This window comes from Pseudonocardia pini (genome assembly GCF_013870575.1).
In the GTDB taxonomy this organism is placed as follows: Bacteria; Actinomycetota; Actinomycetes; order Mycobacteriales; family Pseudonocardiaceae; genus Pseudonocardia; species Pseudonocardia pini.
The window spans coordinates 1-15,285 of sequence record NZ_JACBXB010000038.1; the positions used below are offsets into that span (position 1 = coordinate 1).

Consider the following 15,285-nt stretch of genomic DNA (forward strand, 5'->3'; position numbering starts at 1 on the left):
ACCCAGCAGACCGCAGGCTGATCCGCTCCGGGGCCCGGGACGAACCCCGGGCCCCGGACCGGTCACCACACCGCGAAGGACGAGAAGACACCGAGATGGCGAACTACACCGCCGCCGACGTCAAGCGGCTCCGTGAGCTCACCGGCTCCGGGATGATGGACTGCAAGAAGTCGCTCGAGGAGTCCGACGGCGACTTCGACAAGGCCGTCGAGCTGCTCCGCATCAAGGGCGCCAAGGACGTCGGCAAGCGCGCCGAGCGCACCACGTCGAACGGCCTGGTCGTCGCCGAGGGCGGCACCATGGTCGAGATCAACTGCGAGACGGACTTCGTCGCGAAGAGCGACGACTTCGTCGGCCTCGCCACCAAGATCCTCGGCGTGGCCGTGGACCAGAAGCCCGCGGACGTCGAGGCGCTGGCCAAGGCCCCGCTGGACGGTGGGACGGTGGCCGACGCCATCCAGGCGCTGAGCGCCCGGATCGGCGAGAAGCTCGAGCTCAAGCGCTACATCCACGTCGACGGCCCGGTGGCGGTCTACCTGCACCGCCGCGCCAGCGACCTCCCGCCCGCCATCGGCGCGCTCGTCGCGTACGAGGGCGAGGACGCCGAGGCCGCGCGCAACATCGCGATGCACATCGCCGCCGCCCGCCCGCAGTTCACCACGCGTGACCAGGTCCCGGCCGAGGTCGTGGAGAACGAGAAGCGCATCGCCGAGGCGACCGCGCGCGAGGAGGGCAAGCCGGAGAAGATCCTCGACCGCATCGTCGAGGGTCGGATCACCGGCTTCTACAAGGACGTCGTGCTGCTGGAGCAGGCCTCCGTCCTCGACTCGAAGAAGACCGTCAAGGCGCTGGTCGACGAGGCCGGCCTGACCGTCAAGGACTTCGTCCGCTTCGAGGTCGGCCAGGCCTGATCGGCCGCGGACCCGCCCCGGTACCCGGGGCCGGGTCCGCACAGCGAGGAGAGTGATGAGCGACCAGGGGATCGACGCCGAGGGCAACCCCCGCAAGGGCTTCGGCCGCGTGCTGTTGAAGCTCGGCGGCGAGATGTTCGGCGGGGGCGGGCTCGGCGTCGATCCCAAGGTCGTGGAGACCGTGTCGCGGCAGATCGCCGAGGTCGTCGCGAGCGGAGCCCAGATCGCCATCGTGATCGGTGGTGGCAACTTCTTCCGCGGCAGCGAGCTGCAGCAGCGCGGGATGGACCGCTCGCGGGCGGACTACATGGGCATGCTCGCCACCGTCATGAACTGCCTCGCGCTGCAGGACGCCCTGGAGCGCGAGCACCACCTGGACACCCGGGTGCAGACGGCGATCACCATGGGCCAGGTCGCCGAGGCGTACATCCCGCGGCGGGCCATCCGGCACCTCGAGAAGGGCCGCGTGGTGATCTTCGGCGCGGGGGTCGGCATGCCGTTCTTCTCCACCGACACGGCGGGCGCCCAGCGTGCCCTCGAGATCGGGTGCGAGGCCTTGCTGCTGGCCAAGGGTGTCGAGGGGGTCTACACCGCGGACCCGAAGATCCACCCGGACGCCGAGATGTTCCACGAGATCACTCACCGCGAGGTGCTGGAGCGCGGGCTCAAGGTGGCCGACGCCACGGCGTTCAGCCTCTGCATGGACAACAAGATGCCGATCATCGTGTTCAACCTGCTCTGCGAGGGCAACATCGCCCGCGCGGTGCGGGGTGAGAGGATCGGCACGCTGGTCAGCACGCCCGAGAACTGAGTACGAGCCTGGGAGCAGCCGTGATCGACGAAACCCTCTTCGACGCCGAGGAGAAGATGGAGAAGGCCGTCGAGGTGGCCAAGGACGACCTGGCGAGCGTGCGCACCGGGCGGGCGACCCCGTCGATGTTCGCGAAGGTCGTCGTCGAGTACTACGGCGCCTACACCCCGCTCAACCAGCTGGCCTCGGTGAACATCCCCGAGGCGCGGATGGCGGTCATCAAGCCCTACGACGCCGGCTCGCTCAAGGCGATGGAGAAGGCGATCCGGGACTCCGACCTGGGCCTCAACCCGAGCAACGACGGGCAGATCATCCGCTGCATCATCCCGCAGCTCTCCGAGGAGCGGCGTCGCGAGATGGTGAAGGTCGCCCGCGGCAAGGGCGAGGACGCCCGCGTCACCATCCGCAGCCTGCGCCGCAAGGCGATGGACGAGCTCCACCGCATCGTCAAGGAGGGCGAGGCGGGTGAGGACGAGGTGACCCGCGCCGAGAAGGAGCTGCAGGGCACCACCGACAGGTACGTCGCGCAGGTGGACGAGCTCGTCAAGAACAAGGAAGCCGAGCTCCTCGAGGTCTGAATGACCACCTCCCACGACGCCGACCCCGCTGCCGGGGAGCAGGACGAGCCCGCGGTGACCTCCGACCTCCCCGGGTCGGGTCTGCCGGGCACCCCGTCCGCGCCGCCGGCCCAGCAGGGCAAGCTCGGTCGTAACCTCCTCGCGGCGATCGCCGTCGGGGTGTCGATGGGTGCCGTCATCCTGGCGTCGCTGCTGGTCCAGCGGCAGGCGTTCGTCATCGTGCTGGCCGCCGCGGCCGCCGTTGGCACGTGGGAGCTCGCCGGGGCGTTCCGGCGGAGCAACCAGAAGATCAAGATCCCGCTGCCGGTGCTGCTCGTCGGCGGCCAGGCGATGGTCTGGCTCGCCTGGCCCTTCGGGCTGCGGGGCTCCGCCATCGCGTTCGCCGTCACCGTGCTCGTCTCGCTGCTGTGGCGGATGGGGCGTCCGGACGGTCCGGGCAACGGCGCGGACGGCTTCGTCCGGGACGTCGGGGCGGGCGTGTTCACCGCCGCCTACGTGCCGTTCTTCGTCTCGTTCGCGGTCCTGCTCGTGATCCCGGAGGACGGCGTCGGGCGGGTCCTCACGTTCATGATCTGCGTGGTGGCGTCGGACGTCGGCGGGTATGCGGCGGGCGTCCTCGCCGGCAGGCACCCGATGGCACCGCGGATCAGCCCGAAAAAGTCCTGGGAGGGCTTCGGCGGCTCGCTGGTCGCCGGGGGCGTCGCGGGTGCGCTGAGCGTCTACCTGCTGCTCGACGGCCGGTGGTGGCTCGGCGCGATCCTCGGCGGCGTCCTCGTGGTGACCGCGACGCTCGGAGACCTCACCGAGTCGATGATCAAGCGCGACCTCGGGATCAAGGACATGGGCACCCTCCTCCCGGGCCACGGCGGCCTGATGGACCGGATGGACTCGATGCTCCCCGCCGCGTTCGTGTCCTGGGCGCTGCTCAGCGCGTTCGTGCCGGTCTGAGGCACCGCGCTCGATGAGGTACAAGGGTTTCGGCGGGCAGCTGAAGACCGGGCCTGCCATCCCCAGCCCCAACATCTGGCACTGGCCGGAGGTCTACGAGCAGGAGAACCGCGCCCAGGACGCGGACGGCGCACTCTGGGCGGCGCTGGCCGAGGTCGCACCCTGGGCGGGGCTCGACGTCGTGGACGTCGGCTGCGGCGACGGGTTCCACCTCCCGCGGTTCGCCGAGCAGGCGCGGTCGGTCGTCGGGGTCGAGCCCCATCCGCCGCTGGTGGAGCGCGCGGTACAGCGAGGCCTCGACGTGCGGCGCGGGGGAGCGGAGGCCCTACCGCTGCCCGCGGCGTCGGCCGACCTCGTGCACGCCCGTACGGCGTACTTCTTCGGCGAGGGGTGCGAGCCGGGGCTGGCGGAGGCGGACCGGGTGCTCCGGCCGGGCGGGGTCCTCGCCGTCGTCGACCTGGACTTCACGGTGGCGCCCTACGGCGCCTGGCTGCGGGCCGACCTGCCGCGCTACGACCCGGCCGCCGTCGAGCGGTTCTTCGCTCGGCAGGGCTTCGACCAGCGCCGGATCACCTCGACCTGGCGTTTCCCGGACCGCGGCACGCTCGAGGCGGTGCTGCGGATCGAGTTCGCCCCCGCCACCGCAGGCAGGGCGATCGCCGAGACCATCGGCCTGAGCATCCCGGTGGGCTACCGCCTGCACACCCGCCGTCGCCCCGCAGGCCTCCTCGTCTGAGCGCCGCCGCGCCCGGCACGCGTCCGTCCTGGCACGTTTCGTGCTCTCAGCGCGGCAAGATCGCGAGTTGTGTGCCTCGAGCGCGGTGATCACCGCGCTGAGCGCACTCTTTCGGCGATCATCACGAAGCCCGTCCTCGGCCTCAGCCATGATCGCGATCTGCGTGCACTCACGGCTGCGGCAGCAGCGCTGGCTGCACGCTATCGGTGATCTTGCAGCGCTGACAGCACGAAACGTGCCCCACACAGCAGCACCGACCATCCCCACCACCCCCTCGAGCACGGGCCTCGCTACCGTGACCACATGAGCCGTACCCTGCGTGCCCCCGCCGGGATCCCCGTGCCCCAGCTGGAGGTCCTCCTCGGTGGCGCGGGCTGGGTCGCGGGCTCACTGGGGCTCGGCACCGGCGGCGGCACCCTCCTGATGGCGGGCGGCCTGCTGCTCACCGGCTGGCTCTTCACCGCGGTCCGGCGCAGGCACGGGAGCGGGGCCCGGCTGCCCCGGGACCTGCGCGCCCGCACCCTCAAGATCGCCGCCGCGGTGGTGGTCCTGCTCGTCGCACTCGGGATCGGACTGCCGATGATCGGGCGGGGCTGGGGCGAGCTCACGGTCCCGGTCGGCGCGGCGGTGATCGGCGCCGGGTTGGTGGCGCTGTCGTCCGTGCTGGTGGAGCGCTCGTACGTCGCGGTCGGGGCGGCGCTGGTCGTCCTCGGCGCGGTCGGTTCGCTGCTCGCGCTGAACACCGCGGGCACCGCGACGCCCTACGGCGTGGTCGGGCTGGGCGCCGCCGCGGTGCTCTGGGCCGCCGCTGTTCGGCGGACGGGGATGCTGCAGGTCATCCGCGAACGCATGGGCCGGTAGTCTGGGGTGGCGATGTCCACCACCCTGCCTCTCGTCTTCGACGCGCCCAAGCGCGCCACGCCCCCTCGACACCTCGCCGACCTCGACCCTGCCGAGCGCAAGGCCGCCGTCGGTGAGCTCGGTCTGCCCGGGTTCCGGGCCGACCAGCTCGCCCGCCACTACTTCGGCAGGCTCACCGCGGACGTCGAGGAGATGTCCGACCTCCCCGCCGCCGCCCGCGAGCAGCTGGGCGCCCTGCTGCCGTCGCTGGTGACCAGCGTCAAGGAGCAGGTCTGCGACGAGGGCCAGACCCGCAAGACCCTCTGGAAGGGACACGACGGCACGCTCGCCGAGATGGTCCTCATGGGCTACCCGGACCGCGCCACCGTCTGCATCTCCAGCCAGGCCGGCTGTGGCATGGCCTGCCCCTTCTGCGCGACGGGCCAGGGCGGGCTGCAGCGGAACCTGTCGACCGGCGAGATCGTTGATCAGGTGCGCCAGGCCGCGAAGGCCGCGCAGGACGGCGCGTTGGGTCCCGGCAGGCGCCTGAGCAACATCGTCTTCATGGGCATGGGTGAGCCCCTCGCGAACTACAAGCGGGTGGTCGCGGCGCTGCGCCGCATCACCGAGCCCGCCCCGAACGGCTTCGGCATCTCCGCCCGGGGGATCACCGTGAGCACCGTCGGGCTGGTCCCGGCCATCGACAAGCTCGCGCAGGAGGGCCTGCCGGTCACCCTGGCGATCTCCCTCCACACGCCGGACGACGAGCTGCGGGACACCCTGGTCCCCGTCAACAACCGGTGGAACGTCGGCGAGGTGCTCGACGCCGGCCGTCGCTACGCGCAGACCACCGGCCGTCGGGTGTCCATCGAGTACGCCCTGATCCGGGACGTCAACGACCAGCCCTGGCGCGCCGACCTGCTCGGCAAGCTCCTGCGGCAGCGGATCGGCACCAAGCGCGTGCACGTCAACCTGATCCCGCTCAACCCCACTCCGGGCAGCGAGTGGGACGCGAGCCCCAAGCCCGTCGAGCGCGAGTTCGTGCGCCGGATCGAGGCGGCAGGCGTGAGCTGCACGGTCCGGGACACCCGCGGCCAGGAGATCGACGCGGCCTGTGGCCAGCTCGCCGCCGCGAACCGCACCTGACGCCCGAGCCGAGATGAACCTCGGTGTCGTCTCGACCATGATCGAACGACACTGAGGTTCATCTCGGCGGGGGGTTACAGGCGATCGCCCGACTCCGGGTCGAACAGGTGCAGCTCGTCGCTCGTCGGGGTCAGGACGATCTGGTCGCCCCGGCGCGCCCCCGACCGGCCCGCGGTGCGGACCACGACCGCGGTCTGCGCGTCGTCGTCGAGGTGGGCGTAGAGGTAGGCGTCGCTGCCCAGCTCCTCGACGACGTCGACCTGCGCCTTCACGCCGCCCGCCGACGCCCCGCCGTCCCCGTTCGCGACGCCCCACTGCTCCGGCCGGATGCCCAGCGTGACCCGGTCCCCGCTGATCCGCGACTGCACCTCGCGCGGCAGCCGCAGCTCTGACGAGCCGATGCGCACGCCCTCCGCGGACACCGGCAGCGTGAACAGGTTCATCGCGGGCGAGCCGATGAACCCGGCCACGAACGCGTTCGCCGGCTTGTCGTAGAGGTCCGCGGGGGTGTCGAACTGCTGGAGCTTGCCGTCCGCCAGGAGCGCCACCCGGTCACCCATGGTCATGGCCTCGACCTGGTCGTGCGTGACGTACACCGTGGTCACCCCGAGCCGTCGCTGCATGGCGGCGATCTCGGTGCGGGTGGACACGCGCATCTTGGCGTCGAGGTTGGACAGCGGCTCGTCCATGAGGAAGACCTGTGGCTCCCGCACGATCGCCCGCCCCATCGCGACGCGCTGCCGCTGCCCGCCGGACAGCGCCTTGGGCTTGCGGTCGAGGTAGTCGGTGAGCCCGAGGATGTCCGCGGCCGCGCGCACCTTCTCCTGCTGGGTCGCCTTGTCCACGCCCCGCATCTTGAGCGGGAACGCCATGTTGTCCCCGACGGTCTTGTTCGGGTACAGCGCGTAGTTCTGGAACACCATCGCGATGTCCCGGTCCCGCGACGGCACGCCGACCATGTTGCGGCCGCCGATCCTGATCTCGCCGTCGTCGATCTCCTCGAGACCGGCGAGCATGCGCAGCGCGGTGGACTTGCCGGACCCGGACGGACCCACCAGGACGACGAACTCGCCCTCGGCGATCTCGAGGTCCAGCCGGTTCACGGCGGGCTTGGCCCCGGCGGTATACACCCGGGACGCCTGGTCGAACACGACGTCAGCCACGACGGGCCCCCTTCACTTGACGGCGCCCTCTCACTTCACAGCTCCGAAGGAGAGGCCCTGGACGAGCTTGTTCTGGGCGATCCAGCCTGCGACGACGACCGGCAGCGCGCACATGGTGGCCGCGGCGCAGAGCTTGGCGAAGTACAGCCCCTCGGAGGTGATGAACCCGACGAGGAACACCGGCACCGTCGCGGCGGTCGCGGCGGTGAGGTTGACGGCGAAGAAGAACTCGTTCCACGCGAAGATCACGCAGATCAGCGAGGTGGCGGCGATGCCGGGGGAGACCACCGGCAGCACGACCTCCCGCATGGAGCGCCACAGCGACGCCCCGTCCATCGACGCGGCCTCCAGGAGCTCCTTGGGGACCTCCTGGAAGAACGAGCGCATCATCCACACCGCGATGGGCAGGTTCATCGCCGTGTACAGGACGACGAGCGTCCAGATGTTGTCCAGCATGCCGATGTTGTTGACGACGACGTAGATCGGCACGATGGCCGCCACGACCGGCAGCATCTTGGTGGAGATGAAGAAGAACAGCACGTCCTGGGTCTTCTTCACCGGCCGCAGCGACACCGCGTAGGCCGCGGGGACCGCCAGCAGCAGGACGAAGACGGTGGACATGACCGTGGCGAACAGCGAGTTCAGCAGGTACGGCCCGATGCCCGAGCTGAACACCGTCTCGAACTGCTCGAGCGTCGGCGTGAAGAACAGCGAGGGTGGGCTGGTGTAGGCGTCGGCCTCCTTCTTGAAGGCCGTGAGCACCATCCACAGGATCGGGAAGAAGAACCCGATCCCGACGATCCAGGTCAGGACGGTGAGCAGTGCGGGTCCGGCGCGGTTGCCGCGGCGGGCGGGGGCGAGCTCCCGGGTGTCGCCCGTGGAGGCCGGGCGTTCCGTGGTCGGTGCGGCCATCATCCCTCCTCGGTCTGGAAGCTGCGGAAGATCAGCCGCAGGGCGAACGTGGAGACGATGATCGTGGCGATCACGACCACCACGCCCATCGCCGCGGACTGTCCGATGTCGAAGCCCAGGAACGCGCGCTGGTAGATGTAGAAGGGCAGGTTCGCGCTGGCGGTGCCCGGGCCGCCCTGGGTCATCATGTAGATGGCGTCGAACGTGTTGACCAGGTAGATCGCGCCGAGCACGATGCCCAGCTCGATGAACCGGCGCAGGTGCGGCAGCGTGACCTCGCGGAAGATCGCGAAGGACCCCGCCCCGTCGACGCGGGCCGCCTCGAGGACGTCGTGCGGCTGACTCTGCAGGCCCGCGAGGGTCAGCAGCATCATGAACGGCGTCCACTGCCAGACCAGCGCGACCATGACCGAGGTCAGCGGGAAGGCCGAGATCCAGTCCGTCTGGCCCGCGCCGAAGGGCGAGAGCACGAAGTTGATCAGCCCGTAGGTCGGGTCGAACAGGACCGTCTTCCACAGCAGCGCGGCCGCGACCGGCGTGATGAGGAAGGGCGTGATCAGCAGCGTCCGCACGAATCCGCGGCCGCGGAACTGCCGGTCCAGCAGCAGCGCGAACGCCAGGCCCAGCACCATCGAGATCAGCACCGCGCCCGCGGTGAGCACCACGGTGTTGACCGCGACGCCGCGGAACTGGCTGTCGGTGAACACCTTGACGTAGTTGTCCAGGCCGACGAACTGGGCGCTGCCCGGGCGGACGAGGTTCCAGCTCTGCAGCGAGTAGTAGATCGTGAACAGGAACGGCAGCTGCGTGACGATGATCGTGAAGATCAGCGCCGGAAGCAGCGGCGCGCGCCGGATCCAGCCCTCGCGGCCCGCGCTCGCGGGTTGCCGGGGGACGATCTCCGCCGGCCGTTGCTCGGTGACGGTCACTGTCCCTCCCTCTGGTAGGACTCGCCGACGGTCTCGGCGTAGACCTGGGCCTGGTCCAGCGCCTCGTCCGCGGTCTGCTGCCCGGCGACGGCCGCCGAGAGCTGTTGGCTGACCCGCGTCCCGAGGTCCTGGAACTCGGGGATCGCGACGAACTGGATGCCGGTGTAGGGCACGGGCTCGACCGTCGGGTTCTTCTGGTCGGCCGCGGCGATCGCGTCCAGCGTCTGCTGCGCGTAGGCCTTCGACGCCTCGACGTACTCCGGGATCCGGTAGGTCGACTGCCGGGCACCCGGCGGGACGTGCTCCCACCCGAGCTGCCCGCCGACCATCGGGCCGTAGTCCTTGCTGGTCATCCAGGACAGGAACCTCCACGTCGCGGCGGTCGTGCCCGCCTCGTCGGAGGTCTTCGGGATGGCCAGCGACCAGGTGTAGAGCCAGCCGGCGTCCTGCTTCTCGACGACGGGGGCGGGCGCGTAGCCGACGTTGCCCGCGACCCGGGACTCCTCCGGGTTCTCGACGATGCCCGCCGCGACCGTGGCGTCGTACCACATGGCCGCGTTGCCCTGGCTGAACTGTGTGCCGCACTCGGAGAAGCCGCTGGTGGCGGCGCCGGGCGTGCCGTAGTTCTGCACGAGGTCGACGTAGAAGTTCGCCGCGGCACGGAACTGCGGCGAGGTGAGCTGGGCGTTCCACTGCGGGTCGAACCAGCGGGCGCCGAAGGTGTTGGCCACGGTGTCGAACGGGGCCATCACCTCACCCCAGCCGGGCTTGCCGCGCAGGCAGATGCCGGACATCCCGTTGGCCGGGTCGTGCAGCCTCTGGGCCGCCGCGGCGACGTCCTGCCAGGTCGGCTGGGCGGGCATGGTGATCCCGGCCTGCGCGAAGAGGTCCTTGCGGTACATCAGGAAGGACGACTCGCCGTAGAACGGCACCGCGTACATGTGCCCGTCCGGGCCGGACAGCGCCCCGCGGACGGCCGGGATGAAGTCGTCCTCGTCGTACCCGGGGGTCTGGGCCATCAGCGGGTCGAGGTCGACCAGCCAGCCGTTGGCAGCCCACTGCGGGGTCTCGTAGTTCGAGATCATCACCGCGTCGAACTCGCCGCCCTCGGTCGCGACCGAGGCGGTGATCTTGGCGCGGGCCTCGTTCTCGGACAGGCTCACGAACTTCAGCCGGATGTCCGGGTTCTCCGCCTCGAACTGCGGCGAGAGCTCGATCGCGTCCTGCATCTGCGGGTTGGAGACGATCGCGATGGTGATCGTCTGCTGTCCCTCGCCACCGCCGCCGAGCGCGCCCGCGCCCGCACAGCCGGAGAGGGCGAGCAGTACCACGGCCAGCAGGGCCAGCGGACCTGAACGGGCGATCCGCAGGGGACTGCGCCTTCGGTGGGGTGGACGGTCGGGCGACCTGCTCGGCGGTGGGGCCACGGTGCCCTCCTCCTCGGATGTCGTCGTGTGGCGATGCTGCAGGGTTCCGGGTCGGGACGTGTTCCATGTCACGCTGTTGTGTACGGTAGGCGAAAGTTAAGCGCTTGCGCAACCGCTTAACTCGTGTGGTTTGCTGGTCATGGTGACGCGGCTCACGCGGGGTGGGCCGCGTCATCGTCGATCAGGTTCGGATGCTGGATGCTGGGGTTCGGAGGTGGCGGGTGGCGACCATGGCCGATGTCGCACGGCTCGCGGGCGTGTCGATCGCGACCGTCTCGCACGTCCTCAACGGGACCCGGGCCGTGCGGCCGCAGACGCGCGCCCTGGTGCTCGACGCCGTCCGTGCCGCGGACTACACGCCCAACACCGTCGCGCAGGCCCTCGCCACGGCCCGCACCACGACGATCGGGCTCGCGCTCCCGGCGATCTCGAACCCGTTCCTCGGCGAGCTGATCCACGCGATCGAGGCCGAGTCGGCGCGGCAGGGCTACACGCTGCTGCTCGTCGACCCGCACGAGGACCCGGAGTACGAGGACACCGTGATCCGACGGCTGCACGGCCGCCGCGTCGACGGCGTCCTGTTCGCCCCCTCCGCGCAACCCGATGCGGCACTGGGCTTCCTGACGGCCCAGGGGGTCCCGACCGTCCTCGTCGACCGGCTGATCGACGACCGGATGGACCAGGTCGGCAGCGAGAACGTCGAGGCGGTCGCCGGGCTCGTCGGGCACCTAGCGAAGGGCGGGCACACCCGGATCGCCCTGGTGGCGGGGCATCCGGGGCTGCGGACGACCGTCGAGCGCGTGGCCGGGTACCGGCTCGGTCTGCAGCGGGCCGGGATCGGGGTCGAGCTGCTGGTGGACGGACACTCCGCCGAGGAGCCCGCGCGGGTCGCCGTGCACGCGCTGCTCGCCAGGACCGACCCGCCGACCGCGGTGATCACCGCGAACAACTCCATGACGATCGGCGCGATGCAGGCCTTCCGCGAGGCGGGGGTGCACGTGCCCGACGACGTCGCCCTGGCCTGCTTCGACGACTTCCCGTGGGCGGACCTCTTCGCCCCGCGCCTGACCGTCGTCGCCCAGCCGTTCGCGGAGATCGGCAGGGAGGCGGTGCGGCTGCTGCTGCGCCGCATGGGTGACCCGACCGCGGCTCCGCAGACGATCCGCCTGGCCCCGAGGTTCGTGCACCGAGACTCCTGCGGCTGTGAGCGGCGATAGTCGCCAGGGCGACCATCGCCGCTCACGACGGCGATTTGCGCCACCGTGCAGACTGTCCGCGTGGACCTGCCCGTGATGCCGCCCGTCAAGCCGATGCTGGCCAAGCCGGTCAAGGACATCCCGCCGGGTCAGCTGTACGAGCCGAAGTGGGACGGCTTCCGGTCGATCGTGTTCCGGGACGGCGCGGAGGTCGAGATCGGCAGCCGCAACGAGAAGCCGATGACCCGGTACTTCCCGGAGGTCGTCGAGGCGGTCCTCGCGAACTTCCCGGAGCGTGCGGTGATCGACGGCGAGGTGATCGTCGCGAACGTCGAGGGCAACACGCTGGACTTCGAGGCGCTGCAGCAGCGCATCCACCCCGCCGCCAGCCGCGTGACGCTGCTGTCCGAGCAGACCCCGGCGAGCTTCGTGGCGTTCGACCTCCTCGCGCTGGGCGACGAGGACCTCACCGGCGAGCCCTTCGAGGTGCGGCGGGCGCGGTTGGAGGAGGCCCTGGCCGAGGCGCGGCCGCCGGTGCACGTCACGCCGCTGAGCCGAGACGTCGAGGAGGCGCAGCGCTGGTTCGAGCAGTTCGAGGGCGCCGGGCTCGACGGACTGATCGCCAAGAAGGCCGACCAGACCTACCAGCCCGACAAGCGGGTGATGACCAAGATCAAGCACGAGCGGACCTGCGACTGCGTGGTCGCCGGCTACCGGGTGCACAAGTCGGGCCCCGACGCGATCGGCTCCCTGCTGCTCGGCCTGGTCGACGAGCGGGGCGTGCTCGCGTCGGTCGGGGTCGTCGGGGCCTTCCCGATGGCCCGGCGCAAGGAGCTCTTCACCGAGCTCCAGCCGCTGGTCACCGAGTTCGAGGGGCATCCCTGGAACTGGGCGGCGCACATGACCGGGGAACGCACGCCGCGCAAGAACGAGGGCAGCCGCTGGAACAACGGCAAGGACCTCTCGTTCGTCCCGCTGCGGCCCGAGCGGGTCGTCGAGGTGCGCTACGACTACATGGAGGGCTCGCGGTTCCGGCACACCGCACAGTTCGTGCGCTGGCGCCCCGACCGCACGCCCGAGTCGTGCACCTACGAGCAGCTCGAGCGGCCGGTCTCGTTCGACCTCGCCGAGGTGCTGACGGTCGGCTGACCCGACCCGTGCACGGCACCGCTCGCGAGGCTGTCGACGTCGTCGCTGGTGAGGGCGCCGCAGATGGGGCATCCTTGATCCGTGGCCACCCCCTCCGACGCGCCCGGGCACGTGCACGGGCCCGGCTGCGACCACTCGGCCGACAAACCCATCGGCTGGTGGCTCAAACGCGTCGACCAGCTGATCGAGTCCTCGATGGACCGGGTGCTGAAGGACGAGGGGATCGGGCGGCGGCACTGGCAGGCGCTCAACGCGATCGCGGGCGGCGCCGACACCGTGGCCGCGCTCGATGCCGCCCTCGCCCCGTTCGCCGGCTCCGGCGCCACGGCCCGGCTGGTGCTCGACCAGCTCCGCGCCCAGCACTGGGTGCAGGAGGTGGCGGGTCGGATCACCGTGACCCCCACCGGCTCCGCCGCGCGGGGACGACTGATCGTCGCGATCCGGGACTACCGCGCGCGGATCACCGAGGGGGTCTCCGAGGAGGAGTACCGCGCCGCGGTCGAGGTGCTGCAGAAGATGGCGCGCAACCTGTCCTGAGCCGTGAGCGGCGCCCCCTCGCTCACAGGTGCGTGCCCGGCGCTTCAAGATCGCACGTTTCGTGCTGTCAGCGCTGCATGATCGGCGATCGCGTGCACCCAGCGCGGTCGTGGGCGCGCTGAGAGCACGAAACGTGCGATCACCGGACCGGGTCGCCGCGCGCGATGATCGTCGCAGGTGGATGATGCGCACGTGGCCCTGCCGACCGCCGCCGAGCTGGAAGCGGCTCGCGCGCACTCGTTGCCCGACGTGCTCCCCGGCCCGGACGATCCCGCCCTGCGGGTGCTGTTCTGCGGGATCAACCCCGGCCTCGTCTCGGCGGCCACCGGACACCACTTCGCCCGCCCCGGGAACCGCTTCTGGCCGGTGCTCCACGAGTCGGGGTTCACCCCGCGGCTGCTGCGCCCGGAGGAGCAGGGCGAGCTGCCCGCCTGGGGGATGGGCATCACCAACATGGCCGCCCGCCCCACCGCCCGGGCGGACGAGCTGTCCGACGCCGAGCTCGTCGAGGGCGGCCGGGTGCTCGGGAAGCTGGTCGAGCGGTTCACCCCGACCTGGCTCGCCGTCGTGGGGATGGGCGCCTACCGCACGGCGTTCGGGGACCGGGACGCGCTGGTCGGCGCCCAGGAGCCCACGATCGGCCCGACGCGGATCTGGGTGCTCCCGAACCCCAGCGGCCTGAACGCGCACTACCCGAAGGCGCGGCTGGTCGCCGAGTACGCCCGGTTCCGCGCCGCGGCCTTCTGACCTGCGCCAGGGCCTGATGACCACGGCCTGGGTAGATCAACAGGCCGCTACGCGGGATCTCTCGAGATCGAACCTGCGTGAGGGCCTGGTGATCACCTCGAAGGGTCAGGCCTCGTCCAGGTCCGGGAGGTCCGTGCCCTCGTCCTGCAGGGCCCGGTCCGCCCACTCGAGGAGCGGGGCGATGTCGAAGGCGCTCGAGTCGATCTCCGCGTGCAGGTCGCCGAGCTCGGCGAAGCGTGCGGGCACGGTCGCGATCGTGAAGTCGCCCGGCTCGGCCGAGTCGATCTCGTCCCAGCGGATCGGGGTGGAGACCCGGGCCTCCGGGGTGCCGCGGACGGAGTAGGCGCAGGCGATGGTGTGGTCCCGGGCGTTCTGGTTGTAGTCCACGAAGATCGACTTCGGGTCCCGGTCCTTGCGCCACCAGTTCAGGTCCACCAGCGAGCACCGCCGCCCGACCTCGACGGCGAACGCATGGGCCGCGCGGCGCACCTCGCCGAACCCGTGCGCGGGCGGGATCCGCACGTAGACGTGCAGCCCCTTGCCGCCGGAGGTCTTCGGGTACCCGACCGCACCGAGCTCGTCCAGCACCTCGCGAACGACCCCGGCGACCCGCCGCACGTCCGCGTAGGTCGCCGACGGCATCGGGTCCAGGTCGATCCGCCACTCGTCGGGGGACTCGGTGTCCGCGGCCCGGGAGTTCCACGGGTGGAACTCCACGGTGGACATCTGCACCGCCCACACGACGTCCGCGGGATGGGCGACGGCCAGCTCGTCGGCGTACCGGTTGTAGCGGGGGAAGTGCACCCGCACCGTGGGGACCCATTCCGGTGCCCCGCGGGGCAGCCGCTTCTGGTGGACCTTGTCCCCGTCGGTCCCCTTGGGGAACCGGTGCAGCATGCACGGGCGGTCCCGCAGCGCCCGGACGATCCCGTCGGAGACCGCCATGTAGTACCGGGCGAGATCCAGCTTGGTCTCGCCCCGGGCGGCGAAGTAGACGCGATCCGGACTGGACAGTCGGACCGTGCGGCCCGCGACCTCCAGCTCGACCGCGTCGCTCAAGCTACCGGCGCCAGTCGTTCCGCTTGCGCAGGTTGCCCCACACCACGGCGGCGAGGATGGCGACGGCCGGGACCACCGCGAAGAGGATCTCGGTCCAGCTCGCGTGGTGCCCGATCAGGATGACCGGCAGCAGGATCGCGACGATCACGCCGGCGATCGACGTGGCCTTCGGGAACTCCCCGTGCCAGCCCCACTC

Annotated in this window: 17 protein-coding genes; 11 read left to right on the forward strand and 6 right to left on the reverse strand. The window is 71.0% G+C overall.

Annotated elements, in window-relative coordinates:
- Positions 1 to 95: 95 nt before the first annotated feature.
- From tsf to rlmN, 7 genes are all read left to right on the forward strand, one after another.
- Positions 96 to 911, forward strand: a complete 816-nt coding sequence (gene tsf / locus H5J29_RS04505; protein ID WP_181779626.1) for a translation elongation factor Ts — start codon at positions 96 to 98, stop codon at positions 909 to 911.
- Between the two features lie 55 nt (positions 912 to 966).
- Positions 967 to 1,722, forward strand: coding sequence for a UMP kinase (pyrH, locus tag H5J29_RS04510; RefSeq protein ID WP_220186978.1), 756 nt, complete (start codon positions 967 to 969; stop codon positions 1,720 to 1,722).
- A gap of 20 nt (positions 1,723 to 1,742) precedes the next feature.
- On the forward strand, positions 1,743 to 2,300 hold the full coding sequence (gene frr / locus H5J29_RS04515; RefSeq protein WP_181779627.1) for a ribosome recycling factor: 558 nt from the start codon (positions 1,743 to 1,745) through the stop codon (positions 2,298 to 2,300).
- Positions 2,301 to 3,248, forward strand: coding sequence for a phosphatidate cytidylyltransferase (locus H5J29_RS04520; protein ID WP_181779628.1), 948 nt, complete (start codon positions 2,301 to 2,303; stop codon positions 3,246 to 3,248).
- A 13-nt stretch (positions 3,249 to 3,261) separates the two neighbouring features.
- Positions 3,262 to 3,984 carry a class I SAM-dependent methyltransferase gene (locus H5J29_RS04525; protein WP_181779629.1) on the forward strand — a complete coding sequence of 241 codons (723 nt, stop codon included), beginning with the start codon at positions 3,262 to 3,264 and terminating at the stop codon, positions 3,982 to 3,984.
- Positions 3,985 to 4,287: 303 nt separating this feature from the next.
- Complete coding sequence (locus H5J29_RS04530; RefSeq protein ID WP_181779630.1) at positions 4,288 to 4,845, forward strand: hypothetical protein; 558 nt, start codon at positions 4,288 to 4,290, stop codon at positions 4,843 to 4,845.
- A 12-nt stretch (positions 4,846 to 4,857) separates the two neighbouring features.
- Positions 4,858 to 5,970 carry a dual-specificity RNA methyltransferase RlmN gene (gene rlmN / locus H5J29_RS04535; protein ID WP_181779631.1) on the forward strand — a complete coding sequence of 371 codons (1,113 nt, stop codon included), beginning with the start codon at positions 4,858 to 4,860 and terminating at the stop codon, positions 5,968 to 5,970.
- Between the two features lie 74 nt (positions 5,971 to 6,044).
- On the opposite strand, the gene H5J29_RS04540 is transcribed toward rlmN, so the two are convergent.
- Genes H5J29_RS04540 through H5J29_RS04555 form a run of 4 tightly spaced genes read right to left on the reverse strand, consistent with a single transcriptional unit; the run spans position 6,045 to position 10,344 of the window.
- The gene (locus H5J29_RS04540) at positions 6,045 to 7,133 is read right to left on the reverse strand and encodes an ABC transporter ATP-binding protein (protein ID WP_181779632.1); all 1,089 of its coding nucleotides are present in this window, start codon (positions 7,131 to 7,133) and stop codon (positions 6,045 to 6,047) included.
- Positions 7,134 to 7,163: 30 nt separating this feature from the next.
- On the reverse strand, positions 7,164 to 8,045 hold the full coding sequence (locus H5J29_RS04545; protein WP_181779633.1) for a carbohydrate ABC transporter permease: 882 nt from the start codon (positions 8,043 to 8,045) through the stop codon (positions 7,164 to 7,166).
- Positions 8,045 to 8,944, reverse strand: coding sequence for a carbohydrate ABC transporter permease (locus H5J29_RS04550; RefSeq protein ID WP_312858055.1), 900 nt, complete (start codon positions 8,942 to 8,944; stop codon positions 8,045 to 8,047). Before H5J29_RS04550 ends, H5J29_RS04545 begins: the two co-directional genes overlap by 1 nt.
- Before the next feature lie 26 nt (positions 8,945 to 8,970).
- Positions 8,971 to 10,344 (reverse strand): ABC transporter substrate-binding protein, encoded by a 1,374-nt coding sequence (locus H5J29_RS04555; protein ID WP_220186983.1) that lies wholly within the window; start codon positions 10,342 to 10,344, stop codon positions 8,971 to 8,973.
- A gap of 287 nt (positions 10,345 to 10,631) precedes the next feature.
- Between H5J29_RS04555 and H5J29_RS04560 the strand changes: the two genes are divergently transcribed.
- From H5J29_RS04560 to mug, 4 genes are all read left to right on the forward strand, one after another.
- On the forward strand, positions 10,632 to 11,618 hold the full coding sequence (locus H5J29_RS04560; protein WP_220186979.1) for a LacI family DNA-binding transcriptional regulator: 987 nt from the start codon (positions 10,632 to 10,634) through the stop codon (positions 11,616 to 11,618).
- A gap of 60 nt (positions 11,619 to 11,678) precedes the next feature.
- Positions 11,679 to 12,746: an ATP-dependent DNA ligase gene (locus tag H5J29_RS04565; RefSeq protein WP_181779636.1), complete on the forward strand. Its 1,068-nt coding sequence runs from the start codon at positions 11,679 to 11,681 to the stop codon at positions 12,744 to 12,746.
- A gap of 81 nt (positions 12,747 to 12,827) precedes the next feature.
- Positions 12,828 to 13,283: a MarR family winged helix-turn-helix transcriptional regulator gene (locus H5J29_RS04570; RefSeq protein ID WP_220186980.1), complete on the forward strand. Its 456-nt coding sequence runs from the start codon at positions 12,828 to 12,830 to the stop codon at positions 13,281 to 13,283.
- Positions 13,284 to 13,475: 192 nt separating this feature from the next.
- Positions 13,476 to 14,030, forward strand: coding sequence for a G/U mismatch-specific DNA glycosylase (mug, locus tag H5J29_RS04575; protein WP_312858054.1), 555 nt, complete (start codon positions 13,476 to 13,478; stop codon positions 14,028 to 14,030).
- A 105-nt stretch (positions 14,031 to 14,135) separates the two neighbouring features.
- Here mug and H5J29_RS04580 read toward each other — a convergent pair whose 3' ends face one another.
- Complete coding sequence (locus tag H5J29_RS04580) at positions 14,136 to 15,089, reverse strand: DNA polymerase domain-containing protein (RefSeq protein WP_181779637.1); 954 nt, start codon at positions 15,087 to 15,089, stop codon at positions 14,136 to 14,138.
- A gap of 1 nt (position 15,090) precedes the next feature.
- On the reverse strand, positions 15,091 to 15,285 hold a 195-nt coding region (locus H5J29_RS04585; protein WP_181779638.1), incomplete at its 5' end, for a DUF2631 domain-containing protein.